Annotated in this window: 4 protein-coding genes; all 4 read left to right on the plus strand. The window is 38.5% G+C overall.

Annotation, left to right across the window (positions count from 1 at the left end):
* The first annotated feature begins 99 nt into the window (after positions 1–99).
* The 4 genes from D7D54_RS00945 (at position 100) to D7D54_RS00960 (ending at position 20,063) form a co-directional block, all read left to right on the plus strand.
* Positions 100–5,505, plus strand: coding sequence for a mucin-binding protein (locus D7D54_RS00945; protein ID WP_120718611.1), 5,406 nt, complete (start codon positions 100–102; stop codon positions 5,503–5,505).
* A 401-nt stretch (positions 5,506–5,906) separates the two neighbouring features.
* Entirely contained in the window at positions 5,907–11,408 is a 5,502-nt protein-coding gene (locus D7D54_RS00950; protein ID WP_120718612.1) for a mucin-binding protein, read from the plus strand.
* A gap of 157 nt (positions 11,409–11,565) precedes the next feature.
* Complete coding sequence (locus D7D54_RS00955; RefSeq protein WP_341866666.1) at positions 11,566–12,423, plus strand: bifunctional methylenetetrahydrofolate dehydrogenase/methenyltetrahydrofolate cyclohydrolase; 858 nt, start codon at positions 11,566–11,568, stop codon at positions 12,421–12,423.
* Positions 12,424–12,800: 377 nt separating this feature from the next.
* A complete protein-coding gene (locus tag D7D54_RS00960; RefSeq protein ID WP_120718614.1) occupies positions 12,801–20,063 on the plus strand; it encodes an SIALI-17 repeat-containing surface protein in 7,263 nt (2,420 codons plus the stop codon).
* Positions 20,064–20,195: the final 132 nt, after the last annotated feature.

Here is a 20,195-nt window from a genome sequence, read left to right on the forward strand (position 1 = left end):
TAGCTGCTTTGATTTGTAAATTAAGCTGGAAATGGAGGCGTTGTTTAAATACTTGGGTGTAATTCTGCAATTAACATATATTTTAAAAAAGGAGAAAAAATGTATTCAAGAATGGAAAAATACCATGGTAGAAGAGCTCAGCGCTTTTCTATTCGTAAGTATAGTTTTGGTGCGGCTAGTGTTCTTTTGGGGACTGCTCTTCTGTTAGGAGCAAACGCTGTTAAAGCTGATGAAACAAGTACTGCTTCTACAAAAACTCCAGAAGTTACAAATTCTGATAAACAGAAACCTGATTCAGCCATAACAACACCAGTTGTGGAGGAACTTCCAGAATTAAAAATTGATGCTGTAAAAGCAGATGAAAAACCTGAAGTAAAAGAAGACGCTAAAACTGAAGCAAAACCTGTAGCAGAAAAAGAAGTTACCGTTAAAGCTGCAACAGAAAAATCTGGTAAAGAGCAAGCTGACAAAAAAGAAGTAGCTAAAGAAAAAACTGACAAAGAAACACCTGAAAAAGCTGCAACAGAAAAAGCTGCAACAGAAAAAGCACAAGATGAAGTGAAGACAGTTCTTACTCAATTGACTTCAGAAGCTGATGTTATGGGCACAGTAGCCTCAAACTTCTCAGATAAAGAAGTGAAAGATGATGCATCTAAACAAAAATTGTCAGCTGCAATTGCTGCAGTGAAGCTTGAAGCAGTAGCGTCTAAAGGTTTACTTTCATCTGATGCTTCTAAAGATCAGATGGTAGCCCAAGTGAACCGTCTATCTGCTGCCATTGAAGCAGTTTATACGGAAATGAAACGTGCAGGCCATGCAGGTAAAGTAGAATCGGTATTAGCTGCTACTGCATCAAAAATTACAGGTAAAGATGTTTTTAAAGATGGAGAAACAGTCAAAGCTGTAACAAACGCTTATGTTGATATGAATGCAGATAATACGGCTCCTACAGGATGGGGATTTGATACTACTATTAGTACATCAACTCTTAAAGCAGGTTCTATTACAAAAATTGAACTTACTAACTTAGCTGAGCTAGGTGCTGGTTTGAAAAAAGATACTGAAATCAGAGCGACTGATGGAACAGTAGTTGGTAAAGTTAAATCTATCGACTTTAAAACAACTACAGGAAACAACAATAACAAATCTGTACCATATTGGGCACAACGTACACAACGTGGTATGACTTATGACCAACGTGTTGCTGAGCAACCAGCGGTAGCTAACGAAACTGGTACATATACTTACAACATCGAGTGGAACGATAAAGTAAAAGACTATCCGAATGTGTCGTTTGGAGCGAGTAATTTATCAGGTAATGGATATTTAGCTCCACAAATTTCAAAAGACACTCCGTACACAGCAACTATTAAAATTGATGGGCGTACAGTTCTGGAACATACTTATACAAGAAAAGGGCAACAACCTAGCTATCAAAAACAAGGTACGAGTGCATCACTAAGTGAAAACAATGGATTGTCATACCTTAACAATGAACTAAAAGGTAGAAGTGATTCAATCGTATTAAAAACTGATTCAGATGTTCGTTATGGAGTAGGATCTAAATTCACTATTAAACTTCCAAATGCAGATTTTACTGAATTTAAAGAACTTGAAGGAAGTTCTAACTTTGTAAATGGATTAAATACAGCGTCTACTATTAAGCCTAATAAAGGAGATAGTATTACTTATCGCCCACAAAATCGTTGGTCTAATGCTAGAGCTAATGAAAACAATGTATGGATTTTACAAGATGGTCGTGATAGTGGGTTTACATTAACACCTAGATTAATTTCACCAACGGAATTAGAGCTTACTGTTACAGAAGGAACTATTCAAGAAGATTCTATAGTCTCTATGCCTCTTCAATCTTTAGGTATTGAGAAAGTAGTAAAAGATAAAACCTTAACAAGTGAATATTCTAATATTACTTATGAAAATGGATTAATTAAACAAGGTTATGTAGGAAACGATAAAACTGCAGCAACTCTTACTGTATCAGGTGGAGAATCTGTTAACGGTGGAAAAGAAGACGTTATAACTACAGTGCCAAATGGTTGGAGTGTTCAAGGTGACGGTAAAGTTCAAGGTGAGCCACCAACAGGAGCTGTTGTTAGAACATTCAAAGATTTAGTGACAGGTGAAGTTATAGGTTTTGAACCAACAAGATATACGGGGAATATTCCTTTAAGTGAAGATGGTTCAAAAGATTATACTAATGTACTTGGAAACAAATATGATGTAAGTAATGATAATGTAGACTTAGTTAAAGAAGTTAATGGAGAAGAATACATTCTTGCAGACCTTCCTGCTGAAAATGCAAGAGGAACACTTAGTGTTACGAAGACAAGAGCAAGAGATTTATATTCTGAAGAAGAATTAAAAGCTAAAGGTATAAATGGATCTGCATTTGTTAACCCAGTAAATTATGATTACGTTAAGAAAACAAAAGTAGAAGAAGTAAACCGTACAATTAAATTTGTATATGCGGATGATGTTAAAGGTCTTGCAGGTACAGAAGTATTCCCACCAGAAAAACAAACTGTAAGCTACACAGGTTCAATCAAGTTAACTGCAGAAGGTAAAGCGGTAATTAACTCTAATGACAGACCAGTTTACATTAACTGGAAAGGAACTGATGGACAAAGCACTGATCTTCCAGAACTTGCAGTACCTCAAAAAGAAGGTTACATCGCAAGTGTTGAAAAAGTCCCAGTACAAGCAACAACAGCTACAGATGAAGATTACGAATATGTTGTTAAATACACAGCAATCCAAAAAGCGAAAACAACATTCGTAGACGAAAAAGGAAATGCAATTCCAGGAGTAGCTGAAATTACTGAACAAGGTGGATCAGAAACTCCATTAACAAAAGAAGCTGATGTTAAAGCTAAGATCAAAGAACTTGAAAACAAAGGATATGAATTAGTATCTAATACATACCCAGAAGGTGGTAAGTTCGATACGGATAAAGATACAGATCAAGAGTTCAAAGTAACACTTAAAGCTAAAGAAGTTACAGTAACACCAGATCAACCAAAAACACCAGGAACTCCAGTAGATCCAAACAACCCAGACGGACCTAAATACCCAGCTGGACTTGAAGAAAAAAATCTAAACAAAACAGTAACACGTACCATCACATACGTATACGCAGATGGAACTCCAGTGTTAAATGAAGATGGAACTCCGAAAACAGTAACACAAGAAGCTAAATTCACACGTGAAGCAAAAGTAAACTTAGTTACAGGTGAAGTGAATTACGGAGACTGGTCAGAAGCTAAAGACTTAGCTGAAGTTAAATCACCAGTAGTAACAGGTTTCTTAGCTGATAAAGCAAGTGTAGCACTGGTAAATGTAACAGGTGATTCAGAAGATATTAAGGAAGTGGTAACATACAAACCATTAGGATCATGGGTACCAAATATTCCAGGTAAAACACCGACACCAATCAAATATCCAAATAATCCAAATGATCCAACAAAACCAGGAGATAAACCAATTCTTCCATACGAACCAGGTATGACTCCAAAAGATGGAAATGATCAACCACTTAAACCAGTAGATCCAGCAGATCCAACAAAAGGATATATCGTACCAGATCTTCCAACAGATCCAAGTCAAGATACACCAATCAACTACGTAAAAGATACTCAAAAAGCGAAAACGACTTTCGTAGATGAAAAAGGAAACCCAATTCCAGGTGTTGATGCTATTACTGAAGAAGGTGACTCAGATACGCCACTTACAAAAGAAGCTGACGTAAAAGCGAAAATCAAAGAACTTGAAAACAAAGGATATGAATTAGTTTCTAATACATACCCAGAAGGTGGTAAGTTCGATAAAGATAAAGATACTGATCAAGAGTTCAAAGTAACACTTAAAGAACGTGTAGTACCAGTAACACCAGATCAACCAAAAACACCAGGAACTCCAGTAGATCCAAACAACCCAGACGGACCTAAATACCCAGCTGGACTTGAAGAAAAAGATCTAAACAAAACTGTCACACGTACAATCACATACGTATACGCAGATGGAACTCCAGTGTTAAATGAAGATGGAACTCCGAAAACAGTAACACAAGAAGCTAAATTCACACGTGAAGCTAAAGTCAACTTGGTTACAGGTGAGGTTACATACGGAGACTGGTCAGAAGCTAAAGACTTACCTGAAGTGAAATCACCAAAAGTAGACGGATACTTAGCTGATAAAGCAACAGTACCAACTACAAAAGTAACTGCAGACTCAGAAAATACTAAAGAAGTAGTAACCTACAAACCAATCGGATCATGGATTCCAAATATCCCAGGTCAACCAACTAACCCAATCAAGTATCCAAATGACCCACAAGATCCAACAAAACCAGGACAACCGACAGAAGTGTTACCATACGTTCCAGGATTCACTCCAGAAGATAAAGATGGCAACCCACTTAAACCAGTTGATCCAACAGATCCATCAAAAGGATATGTAGTACCAAACATCCCAACAGATCCAAGTCAAGATACAGTAATTAACTACGTAGCAAACAAAGCTAACCTAGTAGTTAAATATGTAGATGAAAAAGGAAAAGACTTAATCCCTGCAGAAACAACAGAAGGAAAAGTAGGAGATGAGTACACAACAAGTGGAAAAGTTATTCCAGGACACCTACTTGTTCGTGTAGATGGAGATGCTAAAGGTAAGATTGGCACAGATGGTTCAACAGTAACATACGTGTACAAACCAATCGGATCATGGATTCCAAATATCCCAGGTCAACCAACTAACCCAATCAAGTATCCAAATGATCCACAAGATCCAACAAAACCAGGAAGTGATAAACCTGTTCTTCCATACGTACCAGGTCATACACCTGTTGATGGAAATGGTCAACCACTTAAACCAGTTGATCCAAATGATCCAACAAAAGGATACATCAGTCCAGATATCCCAACAAATCCAGGTGAGGATACACCAATTAATTACATTCCAAATGTAACTCCAAATGGTGATCAGGACGGTTATACTCCACAACCAAAACCGCAACCTGAACAAGTTGTGACTTACTATGTGGACGAAAATGGTAAAGATATCGCACCAAGTGAAAAAGGAGCACAAGCTCCAAAAGGAATTTCAGGTTACGAATACGTAACAACTACAAAAGATCCAAATGGAAATCTTGTACACCACTACAAGAAAGTGGCAACGCCACAACCTGCTGGACCAACTGCTTCTGAACAACCTGCAGCTCCAACAGCTCCAGCAGAACCAGGACAACCAGCAACACCAAATCAAACTCAACCAGCGGCACCAGCTCAAGCAGACACAACAGTAGCAACTGACACAACTGCTCAACCAGTATCTGCGACAACTGCTAAACCAGCAACACCTAAATATGTTGAAGGTCAAAAAGAATTGCCTAACACTGGTACAGAAGATCATGCTAGCCTAGCAGCACTTGGACTTCTTGGAGTATTGAGTGGATTTGGTCTTGTGGCACGCAAGAAAAAAGAGGACTAAAAACTTATAGTTTTTGAGAAGATGATTCGTCATCTTCTTTTTTTGGCTTTTTGTCAACTGTAGTGGATTGAAGAAAAGCGGCTATATCTATAGGGGATTTACCCGCTACAAATAGTACATCTCAGAAATAGTATAAATTTATTTTTGAGATGATAGTTTATCGTTCTCTATATTGTATTTTTATGCAATATATATCTGAGTATGTTTAGGAAGAGTTTGATAATATTATTTTTTTGTACCTAGGACACAAAAATAATATAAATGAATCGAGTATAAACGAGACATATTTATGGACAAGTTAATTTTATTTATGATAAAATAGTAGAGTTGGTTTTTATAAAAACCAACATATATTTATATGTAATCATAAAACTTTTAGATTGAGATAAGAAGGAGAAAACATGTATTCAAGAATGGAAAAATACCATGGTAGAAGAGCCCAGCGCTTTTCTATTCGTAAGTATAGCTTTGGCGCTGCTAGTGTCCTTTTGGGAACGGCACTTGTTTTAGGTGCTAATGGAGTACAAGCTGATGAGACTCTACCAGTAAATCCGGCTACTTCTGATCTTGCAGCTACAAATAAGAAGGATGCAGACTCTGCTCTAACAACACCTGTTGTTGAAGAACTTCCAGAATTAAAGATTGATGCTGTAAAAGCAGATGAAAAAGCTGAACCTAAAGAAGACGTTAAAACTGAAGCAACACCTGTAGTAGAAAAAGAAGTCTCTGATAAATCTGATAAAGAAGCAAGTAAAGAAAAATCGGATAAAGAACAAGCTGACAAAAAAGAAGCAACTAAAGAAAAAACTGACAAAGAAACATCAGAAAAAGTTGAAACAGAAAAAGCACAAGATGATGTTAAGACAGTTCTTACTCAATTGACTTCAGAAGCAGAAGTAATGGCAACAGTTGCTTCAAACTTCTCAGATAAGGAAGCTAAAGATGTTGAAGCTAAACAAAAATTATCAGCTGCAATTGCTGCAGTCAAGCTTGAAGCGGTAGCGGCAAAAGGTTTGCTCTATTCTAACGATTCTACGGAAGAACAACTAACATCCCAAGTAAATCGCATCTCATCTGCTATTGAAGCAGTCTACGCTGAAATGAAACGTGCAGGTCATGCAGGTAAAGTAGAAGCTGTGCTTGGAGCTACAGATGCTAAAGATCAAACCATTACAGGTAAAGGTGTTATTAGAAATGGTAATGCAATTGTAACAGTTAATAATGCCTATGTGACGATGAACGCAGATAATACTGCACCTAAAGCATGGGGGATTGATGTAGTATTTGATACATCTCAGGCTCAAAATGGTGATACTACTACAATTGAAATGAAAAACTTAACAGGGTTTGGGGATAGTTTTAAACCTGGTACAAAAATTACTGCAGCAGATGGAACTGTAATTGGTGAAGTTTCATCTAAAGAAACTACTAACTCTGTAGGAAGTAGAGGAGGAGAAAGTCCATTCTGGTCTCAACGTAAGAAAGATGGTAAGACTTATGAAGAGCGTCTTACCGAACAACCAGCTATTCCGAATGAAGTAGGGACTACTACTTACACGATTAGATGGAATGACAAGGCGAAAAACTATGCTGTAACAACTTTCTATGCAGAAAACTTAACAGCGATTGATTACTATGCACCTAATATTTCTAAAGATACAGAATATACAGCGGCAATTAGTGTAAATGGTCAACAAATTTTAGAACATAAGTATACTCATAAAGCATCTAAGTCAGCGGCACAAAAACAAAATACTTCTGCTACTATTATGGGAGATAACATTTTAGGATATAAAGGAAGTGAACGCGTTAGAAAGAGTGATGCAGTAGTTATTAATACTGATAGTGATGTACGTTACGGAAAAGGTTCTAAATTTACGATTACATTACCAAATGATGATTTTACGTATTTTAAAGCAATTGATGGTTCAAAAAACACTGTCACAAATACTAATAAGGCTGATAGTATAAGTTACCGTCCTGCAGGTCGTTGGAATAATGTTCAAGCTAATGCAAACAACGTTTGGATTCTTAATGACGGTCGTGATACAAACTTTACATTAAAAGCAACAATTAAATCACCAACAGAGTTAGAGATAGAAGTAATAGATGGTGCGATTCAAGAAGATTCAATAGTTTCAATAGGCTTAGATAAACTTGGGGTTGAAAAAGCTATAACAAACCGTACATTCTCAGATGAGTACTCTAAATTCATATACGATGAAGCTGGACGTTTGAAAGATGGAAGTGTTGTCGGGGATACTGATAAAACTGCAGCTACTCTTACTGTATCAGGTGGAACACCTCTTAATGGAGGAGAAGAAAATGTAACTACCAAAGTTGCAAACGGTTGGAAAGTTGAAGTTGGAGCTGGAGGTAATAGTCAGTTTGAAACAGGTGCTGTTACCATTACGTTAGTAAATATTGAAACAGGTGAAGAGTTTGCATATGAACCAACAAGTTACGATGGTTATGCTAAACCTAATGAAGATGGTAGCTATGAAACTAAGAACATTTTAGGTAAAAAATATGATGTTTCAAACCAAGTTCCTGATTTAACTAAAACTATCAAAGGTGTTGAGTATATTCGTGTTGATGTTCCGTCAAAAGGAACAACAGGAACTGTTAATATTGGTCCAAAACGTGCTAGCGCTATCTATAGTTCAGAGGAACTTCAAGCGAATGGAGTAAACCCTAATGCTTTTGTAAATAATGTTGTTTACTACTATGTTAAGAAAACAAAAGTAGAAGAAGTAAACCGTACGATTAAGTATGTTTACGCAGACGATGTTAAGGATCTTGCAGGACAAGAAGTATTTGAACCAACAAAACAAACTGTAAGCTATACAGGTACTATCCAAGTAAATGATAAAAATGAAGCGCAGGTAGATGCCAATAGAAAACCTATCTATATTAATTGGGTTGGAAACGGTGATACAAACCTTCCAGAAGTAACAGTACCTCAAAAAGAAGGTTACATCGCAAGTGTAGAAAAAGTTCCGGTACAGCCAACAACTGCAACAGATGAAGATTATGAATACGTTGTTACATATACAGCTATCCAAAAAGCGAAAACAACATTCGTAGATGAAAAAGGAAATCCAATCCCAGGAGTAGATGAAATCACTGAACAAGGTGGATCTGAAGCTCCATTAACAAAAGAAGCTGACGTAAAAGCGAAGATCAAAGAACTTGAAAACAAAGGATATGAATTAGTTTCTAATACATACCCAGAAGGTGGTAAGTTCGATAAAGAAGCTGGCGTAGATCAAGAGTTCAAAGTAACTCTTAAAGAACGCGTGGTACCAGTGACACCAGATCAACCAAAAACACCAGGAACTCCTGTTGATCCAAACAACCCAGACGGACCTAAATACCCAGCTGGCTTGGAAGAAAAAGATCTAAACAAAACAGTAACACGTACAATCACATACGTATACGAAGATGGCACTCCAGTATTAAGCGAAGATGGCACTCCAAAAACAGTAACACAAGAAGCAAAATTCACACGTGAAGCAAAAGTAAACTTAGTTTCAGGTGAAGTGACTTACGGAGATTGGTCAGAAGCTAAAGACTTGCCTGAAGTGAAATCACCAAAGGTAGACGGATACTTAGCTGATAAAGCAAGTGTAGCAGTTGTAAACGTAACCGGTGATTCAGAAGATATCAAGGAAGTAGTAACCTACAAACCACTAGGTTCATGGGTACCAAACATTCCAGGTCAACCAACAGATCCAATCAAGTATCCAAACGATCCAACAGATCCAACAACACCAGGAACTGATAAACCAAAAGTACCATACGTTGAAGGATTCACACCTAAGGATAAAGATGGAAATCCACTTAAACCAGTTGATCCAAACGATCCAAAAGAAGGATATGAAGTACCAAATCTTCCAACAGATCCAAGTCAAGATACACCAATCAACTACGTAAAAGATACGCAAAAAGCAAAAACAACTTTCGTAGATGAAAAAGGAAATCCAATTCCAGGTGTTGACGCTATTACTGAAGAAGGTGATTCAGACACACCACTTACAAAAGAAGCTGAAGTAAAAGCTAAAATCAAAGAACTTGAAAACAAAGGCTATGAATTAGTATCTAATACATACCCAGAAGGTGGTAAGTTCGATAAAGATAAAGATACTGATCAAGAGTTCAAAGTAACACTTAAAGCTAAAGAAGTTACAGTAACGCCAGATCAACCGAAAACACCAGGAACTCCAGTAGATCCAAATAATCCAGATGGACCTAAATACCCAGCTGGCTTGGAAGAAAAAGATCTAAACAAAACTGTTACACGTACAATCACTTATGTGTACGAAGATGGAACTCCAGTATTAAATGAAGATGGAACACCAAAAACAGTAACACAAGAAGCTAAATTTACACGTGAAGCTAAGGTCAACTTAGTAACAGGTGAAGTGACTTACGGAGATTGGACTCCAGCTCAAGACTTAGCTGAAGTTAAATCACCAGTAGTTAAAGGATACTTAGCTGACAAAGCAAGTGTACCAACTACAAAAGTAACTGCGGATTCAAAAGATGCTACAGAAGTCGTAACCTATAAACCAATCGGTTCATGGATTCCAAATATTCCAGGACAACCAACAACTCCAATCAAGTATCCAAATGATCCAGCAGACCCAACAAAACCAGGGCAACCAACAGATGTGTTACCATACGTTCCAGGATTCACTCCAGAAGATAAAGATGGCAACCCACTTAAACCAGTTGATCCAACAGATCCAACAAAAGGATATGTAGTACCAAACATCCCAACAGATCCAAGTCAAGATACAGTAATTAACTACGTAGCAAACAAAGCTAAACTAGTAGTTAAATATGTAGATGAAAAAGGCAAAGACTTAATCCCTTCAGAAACAACAGAAGGAAAAGTAGGAGATGAGTACACAACAACTGGAAAAGTGATTCCAGGACACCTACTAGTTCGTGTTGAAGGAGAAGCTAAAGGTAAGATTGGAAAAGATGGTTCAACAGTAACATACGTTTACAAACCAATCGGATCATGGATTCCAAACATCCCAGGACAACCAACAAGCCCAATCAAGTATCCAAACGATCCAGCAGATCCAACAAAACCAGGTAAACCAACAGATGTGTTACCATACGTACCAGGATTTACTCCAGAAGATAAAGATGGCAATCCACTTAAACCAGTTGATCCAACAGATCCAACAAAAGGATATGTAGTACCAAACATCCCAACAGATCCAAGTCAAGATACAGTAATTAACTACGTAGCAAACAAAGCTAACCTAGTAGTTAAATATGTAGATGAAAAAGGCAAAGACTTAATCCCTTCAGAAACAACAGAAGGAAAAGTAGGAGATGAGTACACAACAACTGGAAAAGTGATTCCAGGACACCTACTTGTTCGTGTAGATGGAGAAGCGAAAGGTAAGATTGGTAAAGATGGTTCAACAGTAACTTATGTTTACAAACCACTTGGTTCATGGGTACCAAATATCCCAGGTCAACCAACAGACCCGATCAATTATCCAAATGATCCAACGGATCCAACCAAACCAGGCAAGGATAAACCAGTTATTCCGTACGTGCCAGGATACACACCTAAGGATAAAGACGGTAATCCGTTGAAACCAGTAGATCCAAACGATCCAACTAAAGGATACGAAGTACCAAATATCCCAACTAATCCAGGTGAGGACACTCCAATTAACTATGTTCCAAATCCTAGGGAAGTAGAAAAACCGGCTAAACCAGCTCAACCTTCTAAACAAGAAACACCTAAATATGTTGAAGGTCAAAAAGAGTTGCCTAACACAGGTACAGAAGCTAACGCTAGTCTAGCATCACTCGGACTTCTTGGAGCACTAGGAGGGATTGGACTTCTTACTCGTAAGAAAAAAGAAGATTAAATCTAATTAGATTTTCTAATAAGAATAAGGAGTTGGATGGAATATCCGCTCCTTTTTCTTATAGTTTGAAACTATAAGATAGCCTAAAAAAGAAGTGTTAGAGGGGATTAGCAGTTTTTGGTATAATGGAAGATATTTGAAAGAAAAGAGAAGTGATATGACACAGATTATTGATGGGAAGTCTCTAGCAGCTAAGTTACAAGGACAGCTGGCTGAAAAGACAACAAGATTAAAGGAAGAAACGGGGCTAGTACCTGGTTTGGTAGTGATTTTGGTTGGGGACAACCCTGCCAGCCAAGTCTATGTTCGCAACAAGGAGAGGTCAGCCCTTGCGGCTGGTTTCCATAGTGAAGTTGTGCGAGTTCCAGAAACCATTACCCAATCGGAATTGTTAGACTTGATTGCCAAATACAATCAAGATTTAGCTTGGCATGGGATTTTGGTCCAGTTACCTTTACCCAAACATATCGATGAAGAAGCGATTTTGTTGGCCATTAATCCTGAAAAGGACGTAGATGGTTTCCATCCCCTGAACATGGGGCGTCTTTGGTCTGGTCACCCAGTCATGATTCCTTCAACACCTGCAGGAATTATGGAAATGTTTCATGAATATGGAATTGATTTGGAAGGTAAACATGCGGTCGTCATCGGTCGTTCCAATATCGTTGGAAAACCTATGGCCCAGCTTCTTTTGGCAAAGAATGCGACAGTGACTTTGACCCACTCACGGACTCATCATCTTGCTAAGGTGGCTGCTAAAGCAGATATTCTCGTAGTAGCAATCGGCCGCGCCAAGTTTGTGACTGCTGACTTTGTCAAACCAGGTGCGGTAGTCATTGACGTTGGGATGAACCGCGATGAAAACGGAAAGCTCTGTGGGGATGTGGATTATGAGGCAGTTGCCCCACTTGCTAGCCATATTACGCCAGTTCCTGGAGGTGTCGGTCCTATGACCATTACCATGCTAATGGAGCAAACTTATCAGGCAGCACTTAGAACATTGGATATAAAATAGGAAAAAAGAAGGTAGAATAATATTTTACCTTCTTTTTATGTAGTGTATGTAACTGAATGCAGTCTATAATGATATGAGTCCATAAACTATAAATTTAAAGTCTAAAACTGTTATTAATGCAATTAAATATGTATTGGAAAGTGCCTAGAACCCAAAGCTACTTTCATTGCACCTATTTCTTTTGAATGAACTTTTTATATACCATTTTATTAGGTTAAATTAATGGAAAATGATTGCAATTTCAGGCGTGTTTTGATATATTCAATATATAAAATATATTATCGAACTTGGTACTTGTTTGTGTATTCAGAAGGAGGTTGTTTTTTAAAATAAAGAAAACGCTTACTTTGTATCGAGAAAAAGAAATGAGGATTTTAATGAACAAAAGACTTTTTGATAAACGTTGTCATTATAGCATTCGTAAATTTGCAATAGGTGCGGCATCTGTAATGATTGGGGCTAGTATATTTGGCATTTCAGCTGTACAAGCTGAGGAGGTGGCTTCATCCAATACTCAAACAGGAGAAACAACTGTTCATCAACCTCAGCCTTTAGATAAGCTTCCTGATGATGTGGCAGCTGCTATCGCAAAGGCTGATGAGAATGGTGGGCGTGAGTTTGTAAAAGCCAAAGCTGAGTCGACAGAAGATAAGGTGATTAAGGATACAGAACCTACTAGACCTGCTAATGAGGGTAGTCATGAATTAGCTAGCCCTAAAGTGGAAACTCCAAATAAAGTAGAAGAAGGAAACAAAGCTGAGGACAAACAGAAATCTGAAGAGGCAAATCCAAAGCCTGTTGAATCTGCAGTAACAGCTGGAACAGAAGTAAAAGAGGATTCTAAAAAAACTTCTGAAAAGGACCAAGTGAAATCAGACACAGAGATCAAACCTTCTTCTGAAAAATCGCAAGCACTATCTGGAGAGTCAAACAAAGCTGAAGTTGAAAAGGAAAAACAGCTATTATCGGAGCGAAAACAAGATTTTAATAAAGATTGGTATTTTAAACTAAATGCCCAAGGCGATTTTTCAAAAAAAGATGTGGATGTTCATGATTGGTCTAAATTGAATCTTCCGCATGATTGGAGTATTTATTTTGATTTTGACCATAAGTCTCCTGCTCGAAACGAAGGTGGACAGTTAAATGGTGGAACGGCTTGGTATCGCAAAACGTTCACAGTTAATGAAGCTGATAAGAACAAGGATGTACGTATCAATTTTGACGGTGTTTACATGGATTCTAGGGTCTATGTAAATGGTAAATTTGTAGGACATTATCCAAGTGGCTATAATCATTTTTCTTATGATATCACTAAGTTTTTAAACAAGGATGGTAGTGAAAATTCAATTACTGTTCAAGTGACCAATAAACAACCAAGTAGTCGTTGGTATTCTGGAAGTGGTATTTATCGTGATGTAACCCTTAGTTATCGTGATAAAGTTCATGTTACCGAAAATGGTAATCATATCACTACTCCAAAACTTGCTGAGCAAAAAGAAGGGAATGTTGAAACACAGGTTCAAAGTAAGATTAAAAATACGGATAAGAAGGCTGCTAAAGTCTTTGTGGAACAACAAATTTTTACTAAGGAAGGTAAGGTTGTTTCAGAATTAGTGCGCTCTGAAACGAAGAATTTAGCAGAAAATGAAGTTGCAGATTTCAGACAAACAATCCTAGTTAATAAACCAACTCTTTGGACGACAAAAAGTTATCATCCTCAACTGTATGTGCTGAAAACTAAGGTTTATAAAGAAGGTCAACTAGTTGATGTAACAGAAGATACATTTGGTTACCGTTATTTCAATTGGACTGCTAAGGATGGTTTCTCTCTGAATGGTGAACGCATGAAATTCCACGGAGTAAGTATTCACCATGACAATGGAGCTTTGGGTGCAGAAGAGAATTATAAGGCTACCTATCGGAAATTAAAACTCCTGAAAGATATGGGGGTTAACTCTATTCGAACAACCCACAATCCAGCTAGTCCTCAGTTGCTTGATGCTGCAGCTAGTTTAGGTCTTTTGGTGCAAGAGGAAGCTTTTGATACTTGGTATGGTGGCAAGAAGACTTACGACTATGGACGGTTCTTTGATCAAGATGCAACTCATCCTGAAGCTAAGAAGGGGGAGAAGTGGTCTGATTTTGATCTTAGAACAATGGTAGAACGTGATAAGAACAATCCGTCTATCGTCATGTGGTCTCTTGGAAATGAAGTAGAAGAGGCAAATGGTAGTCCTCGTTCTATCGAAACTGCTAAACGTTTGAAGGCTGTCATTAAAGCGATTGATACCGAACGTTATGTTACCATGGGTGAGAATAAATTTAGTCGTGCAGCAACAGGTGATTTCTTAAAAGTTGCAGAAATCATGGATGCTGTCGGTATGAACTATGGTGAACGTTTTTATGATGCGGTTCGTAGAGCGCATCCAGACTGGCTCATTTATGGTTCTGAAACCTCTTCAGCTACTAGAACGCGTGATTCTTATTACAATCCTGCTCAAATCCTTGGACACGATAACCGTCCAAATCGTCACTATGAACAATCTGACTATGGTAATGACCGTGTTGGATGGGGAAGAACAGCTACTGAGTCATGGACTTTTGACCGTGATCGCGCTGGCTATGCTGGACAATTTATCTGGACAGGAATTGACTATATCGGTGAACCAACTCCATGGCATAACCAAGATAATACACCTGTGAAGAGCTCTTACTTCGGCATCATCGATACGGCTGGTTTACCAAAAAATGATTTCTACCTTTATCGCAGTGAGTGGTATAGTGCTAAAGAAAAGCCAACTGTACGCATTTTACCACATTGGAACTGGACTGAAGAGACACTTAAGGATCGCAAGATGCTAGTCGATGGAAAGGTTCCAGTTCGTACCTTCTCAAATGCTGCAAGTGTAGAATTGTTCTTAAATGGACAGTCGCTTGGTAAAAAGGAATATACGAAGAAAAGGACAGAAGATGGACGTCCTTATCATGAAGGGGCTAAACCAAGTGAATTGTATCTTGAGTGGCTTGTGAAATACCAACCCGGCACACTGACTGCGATTGCTAGAGATGAAAATGGCAAAGAAATTGCGCGTGATAGTGTGACAACTGCAGGGGAACCAGCAAGAGTTCGTCTGACTAAAGAAGAGCATGTTATCACTGCAGATGGGAAAGACCTATCCTACATCCATTACGAAATTGTTGATGGCGATGGGAATGTGGTTCCGACAGCGAATAATCTTGTTCATTTCAATCTTCATGGTCAAGGACAAATTGTTGGGGTCGATAATGGAGAACAAGCTAGCCGTGAGCGTTACAAAGCTCAAGCAGATGGAACATGGCAAAGACGTGCTTTCAATGGTAAAGGAGTTGTCATTGTAAAATCAACAGAAAAAGAAGGTAAATTTACTCTTTATGCAGATTCTGCTGGTTTAACTTCTGATAGCGCAACGGTCGCAACTGTGTCTGGTAAGAAAGAAAACCGTCACTTTGTAGCCTTTGCTCCTGTAAAAGCAACAACTGACGTGACAACAAATCCTGAATTGCCTCAAACAGTAACAGCTATTTATAGCGACGGTAGTGTTGAGGAAAAGACTGTAACATGGGACGTGCCATCTGACTTGCTTACAAGTGCAGGTGAGAAAAAAGTATCTGGACGTGTAGAAGGTTTTGAAGCCAAAGCTGAGGCACTTGTAAAAGTGATTGCCTTAGATAAATGGTTACCAAAAGTTGCTACAGTACCAGTTGGTACAACTGCAGCTGATTTGGATAAAACAGTCACAGCTGTTCTGACAGATGGTAGCTTGATTGATACTGATGTTGTTTCTTGGACCTTGAAAGATCCTGCTGCTTTGACCAAGGAAGGGGGACGTACGGAAGCTACTGGTAAATTGGTAGATGATGGCCATGAAGTTACGGCAACCTTTATCGCAAGCAGTAAGGAAACAACAAGTAGCATTACAGGACTTACTGTTGGGGATAAAGCTCTTGAGAACTTCGAGTCTGGCAAGACTTATTACCGTGTATCCCTTCCTTACACCGGAACAATTCCAAGTGTTGGGGCTCAGACTACTGGTTATCAAGTAACTGTTCAGCAAGCTTCTGCTGATAATGGTTATCAGGCTTCTGTCTTCTTGAGTGACCAAAAGGGTGACTTGGTTCAAACTTACCTAATTCAGTTTGTGAAGGAAGCTCCTGCCTTGAAACGTTTGGAAGTAGTTGTGGAAGGAAAAGAAACTGCTACTGAAGATCAGGTTTTAACTTATCGTGTCATTGGTAGTTATGAGGATGGTTCTCAAACAGAATTTTCAGCTTCAGATATTCACCTAGAAGCTAAATCATCTGATGGTGGGCATCTTGAGGTAAATGGTCAGAATCTATTGCTCTATACTAAGGGAAGAGTGACTTTGACACCTCGAATCGATAATCAAACAGAGGAAACAGAATCTGTAACTACTGAAGTAGTGATTAAAGAGAATAAAGTCAGCAAGAAGATTGTGAAACTTCATCCTGTATCTATTTCTACAGACATTAATCAGCAACCGAATCTACCTAAAGAAGTTGGGGCAGAATTTGATAAGGGCTTGCCACGCAAAGTATCTGTAACTTGGGACAAGGTAGATGAAAAAGAATTGGGTCGCTATCATAGCTTTACCCTTAAAGGACATGTAGAAGGCACAGACATTGAAGCTCAAGCAACGGTGACAGTTGAAGGCTTACAAGTTGCAGAGGAAGTCAGCCTCACAGTACCTAAGGGTGAGACAGTTCAATTGCCAGCTAATGTTCGTGCTTACCATTCTAATGGAACAACTATCTATAAAGATGTAGTTTGGGATCAGGTTCCAGCCAACTTTAGTCAAACTGAAGGAGTCTATGAAATCAATGGTCGTTTAGTGGGTAGCAATCTGACCACTAAAGCTCATGTTCGAGTATCTAGTCAAGTTGTTGCTGGAAATAATATCTCTAAACAATGGACAGGTTCGCAATTGCCAGCTGCCATTGTGTCCAATACAGGAGGAGATGATTCAGCTAATACCTTGAACGACCTGACTGTGTCAAGAACGCCAACAGATGCTAAAAATAGATGGACTACTTGGAGAACAAATACTGATAATGACTGGGCTTCTATCTTGTTTGGTAATTCAGGAGACTTGACGAAACGTTTTGTCAACAATTTATCAGTTGATTTCTATACTGATGGAGCAATTGGTCTTCCAAAAGAATATGTAGTTGAATATTATGTAGGTAAAGAAATTCCAGATTTACCAAGTGATGTCAGTCATGCTCAGCGTGATACTAATCATCCATTTAATAATCCAGACAATTGGAAAGCAGTTGAAAACTTACATGCTCCAAGTCAGCTATCTGCAACTCAAACCAATCACTTTACCTTTGACAAGGTCGAAACCTACGCTGTGCGTATTCGTATGAAGAAGGCTGATGGAACATCAGGTGTTGGTTTGACAGAGCTAACTGTCCTTGGAAACAAGGTCTTAAGTGAAACAAGTTCAGATATTTCTATCAAAGTAGATGGCAAGGATCTTGAACACTTTAATCCATCGAAAACAGATTATTATATTCCTCAATCTAGCAAGGAAATTACTGCAACAGCTAGCAACAATGGTTTGGTTACTCTTGTTCCAGCAACAAGTCCAAAAGGTGCGACACGTCTTATTTTGAAGGCTGAAGATGGTACGGTATTGAAAGAATATCGCATCTTCCGTGATGACGAAAAAGAATCAACACAACCAGTAGCTGCAGAAAATAGTGCTAAAATCTTGAATGTTGGAGACAATCTTCAACTTCCTTCAGAGGTAAGTGTTTATTATCCAACTCCAACTACTTGGACTACAGCTAAACTTGCAGTGAAGTGGGATGCTATTCCTGAACATGCAACGGAACATGAGGGAAGTTTTGAAGTAACTGGTCATGTCATCGGTACAAATCTAACCACTAAAATGCAGGTGACAGTTGTTTCTAAAGGAAATCAAGTCATTTCAGAAAATCCAAGCAACAATGAAATGGATTCTAAAGCCTTTGCTTCGACAACGAACGATACACAAGCAGCTTCACATGATAGAATTTTCTATATCAATGATGGAAAATACAATGAAGAAGGACGTTGGACAAACTGGTCTCGTACTCCGAAAAATCAAGAAACTTCTGTCGGACTACTCTTTAAGAAGGATGGAAAAATTGCCTCTCAATCCATTGGAAAAGTAGCCATTCAGTTCTTTAAAGATAGTGGAACAGATGCCCCAGAGAAAATGGTTCTAGAAAGATATATTGGTCCTGCCTTTACAGAACCAAGTACGATTTCTCGTTATGAAGAAAATGCTGATCATCCATTCAACAAGGCAGAAAATTGGGCACCAATTTCTTACAAAGCTTCTGGAGAATTAGTAGCTGGCAAACCAATTGAGTTTAACTTTGATCCGGTTCAAACAACAGCTATTCGTGCTCGAATGACTCGTAAGGCTACTACTAATGGTCTAGCACTTGTAGAATTTACAGCCTACTCTGCAGGCAAGGGAGCAGAAGTCGAAACACCATCAGCGACTATTTCGATCGATGGAAAAGCATTGGAAAACTTTGATCCAAATGTGACAGAGTACACTCTAACAACAATGGGAACTAAACCAAAAGTCACTGCGACAACTAGTGGACATGGAGTAGTCACAATAGTGGATCATGGAAATACAAATCTTCCAACACTTGTTCGTCTTGTTTCCAAAGATGGAAATCTGGTGAAAGAATATCGTTTACACTTTAAGTCTACCTTCCAAACAACACCGACAGAAGGCGTTAAGAACTTAGTTGCAGAAGCTCCAAGCTTGGAAATTGAAAAGACTCCACTTCCGTTTAAAGAAGTTATTCGTGAAACCCCTGAGCTTGCTCAAGGTAAACGTCGTGTAGTTTCTGAAGGACAAGCTGGAGAAAAAGTTGACTATATTCAAGTATCAGGAACTAATAGAACTCTTGTTCATTCTGAACAAAGAAAAGCTCAAGATCGTATTATTGAGGTAGGAGTAAAACCATCTATTTCAAATAGTAAGGGTGAGGAACCTGCGCCAGTAAACGAAGTTCCAGAATTCAAAGGCAGTGCTAACTTTGTTGAAGCAGCGGTAAACGAAGTTCCAGAATTCAAAGGCAGTGCTAACTTTGTAGAAGCAGCAGTAAATGAAGTTCCAGAATTCAAAGGCGGTGCTAACTTTGTAGAAGCAGCGGTAAACGAAGTTCCAGAATTCAAAGGCAGTGCTAACTTTGTAGAAGCAGCGGTCAATGAAGTTCCAGAATACACAGGAATTCTAGCTACAGTAGGAGATCAAGCAGTACCAAGTGTTGAGAAACATGAATTTAAGGGTGGTGTTAATGCTGTAATGGCTCTAGAACATAAACTTCCAGAGTACCGTGGTATTCTAGCTACAGTAGGTAATCAACCAGCACCGACAGTAGAAAAACCAGAGTTTAAACTAAGTTCGTTAGAAAAAGCTCAGACTCCAGAAGTACCAGTTCAAGTTGCCAAGGAAGACAAGAGATTGCCAGAAACTGGTGAAAAACAGTCAGAAACAGCTATTTTCTTGGCAGGTGTTACCTTGGCCTTATCAGCAGCTTTATTAACTGCAAAACGCAAAGAGGATTAGTCTATGCGCCTAATACCATTCTATTTGTATAGATTGGTAGAAGATAAAAAATGAATCGATAAATGAGTCGAATAGATGGAGAGGACCAATTAGGCCTCTCCGTCTTTACTAGTAAAAATGGAATCGTTTACT

Source organism: Streptococcus chosunensis, from assembly GCF_003626515.1.
GTDB lineage: Bacteria > Bacillota > Bacilli > Lactobacillales > Streptococcaceae > Streptococcus > Streptococcus chosunensis.

Coding starts and splice junctions, on each gene's coding strand:
- D7D54_RS00960 (WP_120718614.1), top strand. CDS start 12,801: ATGAACAAAAGACTTTTTGATAAACGTTGTCATTATAGCATTCGTAAA.
- D7D54_RS00955 (WP_341866666.1), top strand. CDS start 11,566: ATGACACAGATTATTGATGGGAAGTCTCTAGCAGCTAAGTTACAAGGA.
- D7D54_RS00950 (WP_120718612.1), top strand. CDS start 5,907: ATGTATTCAAGAATGGAAAAATACCATGGTAGAAGAGCCCAGCGCTTT.
- D7D54_RS00945 (WP_120718611.1), top strand. CDS start 100: ATGTATTCAAGAATGGAAAAATACCATGGTAGAAGAGCTCAGCGCTTT.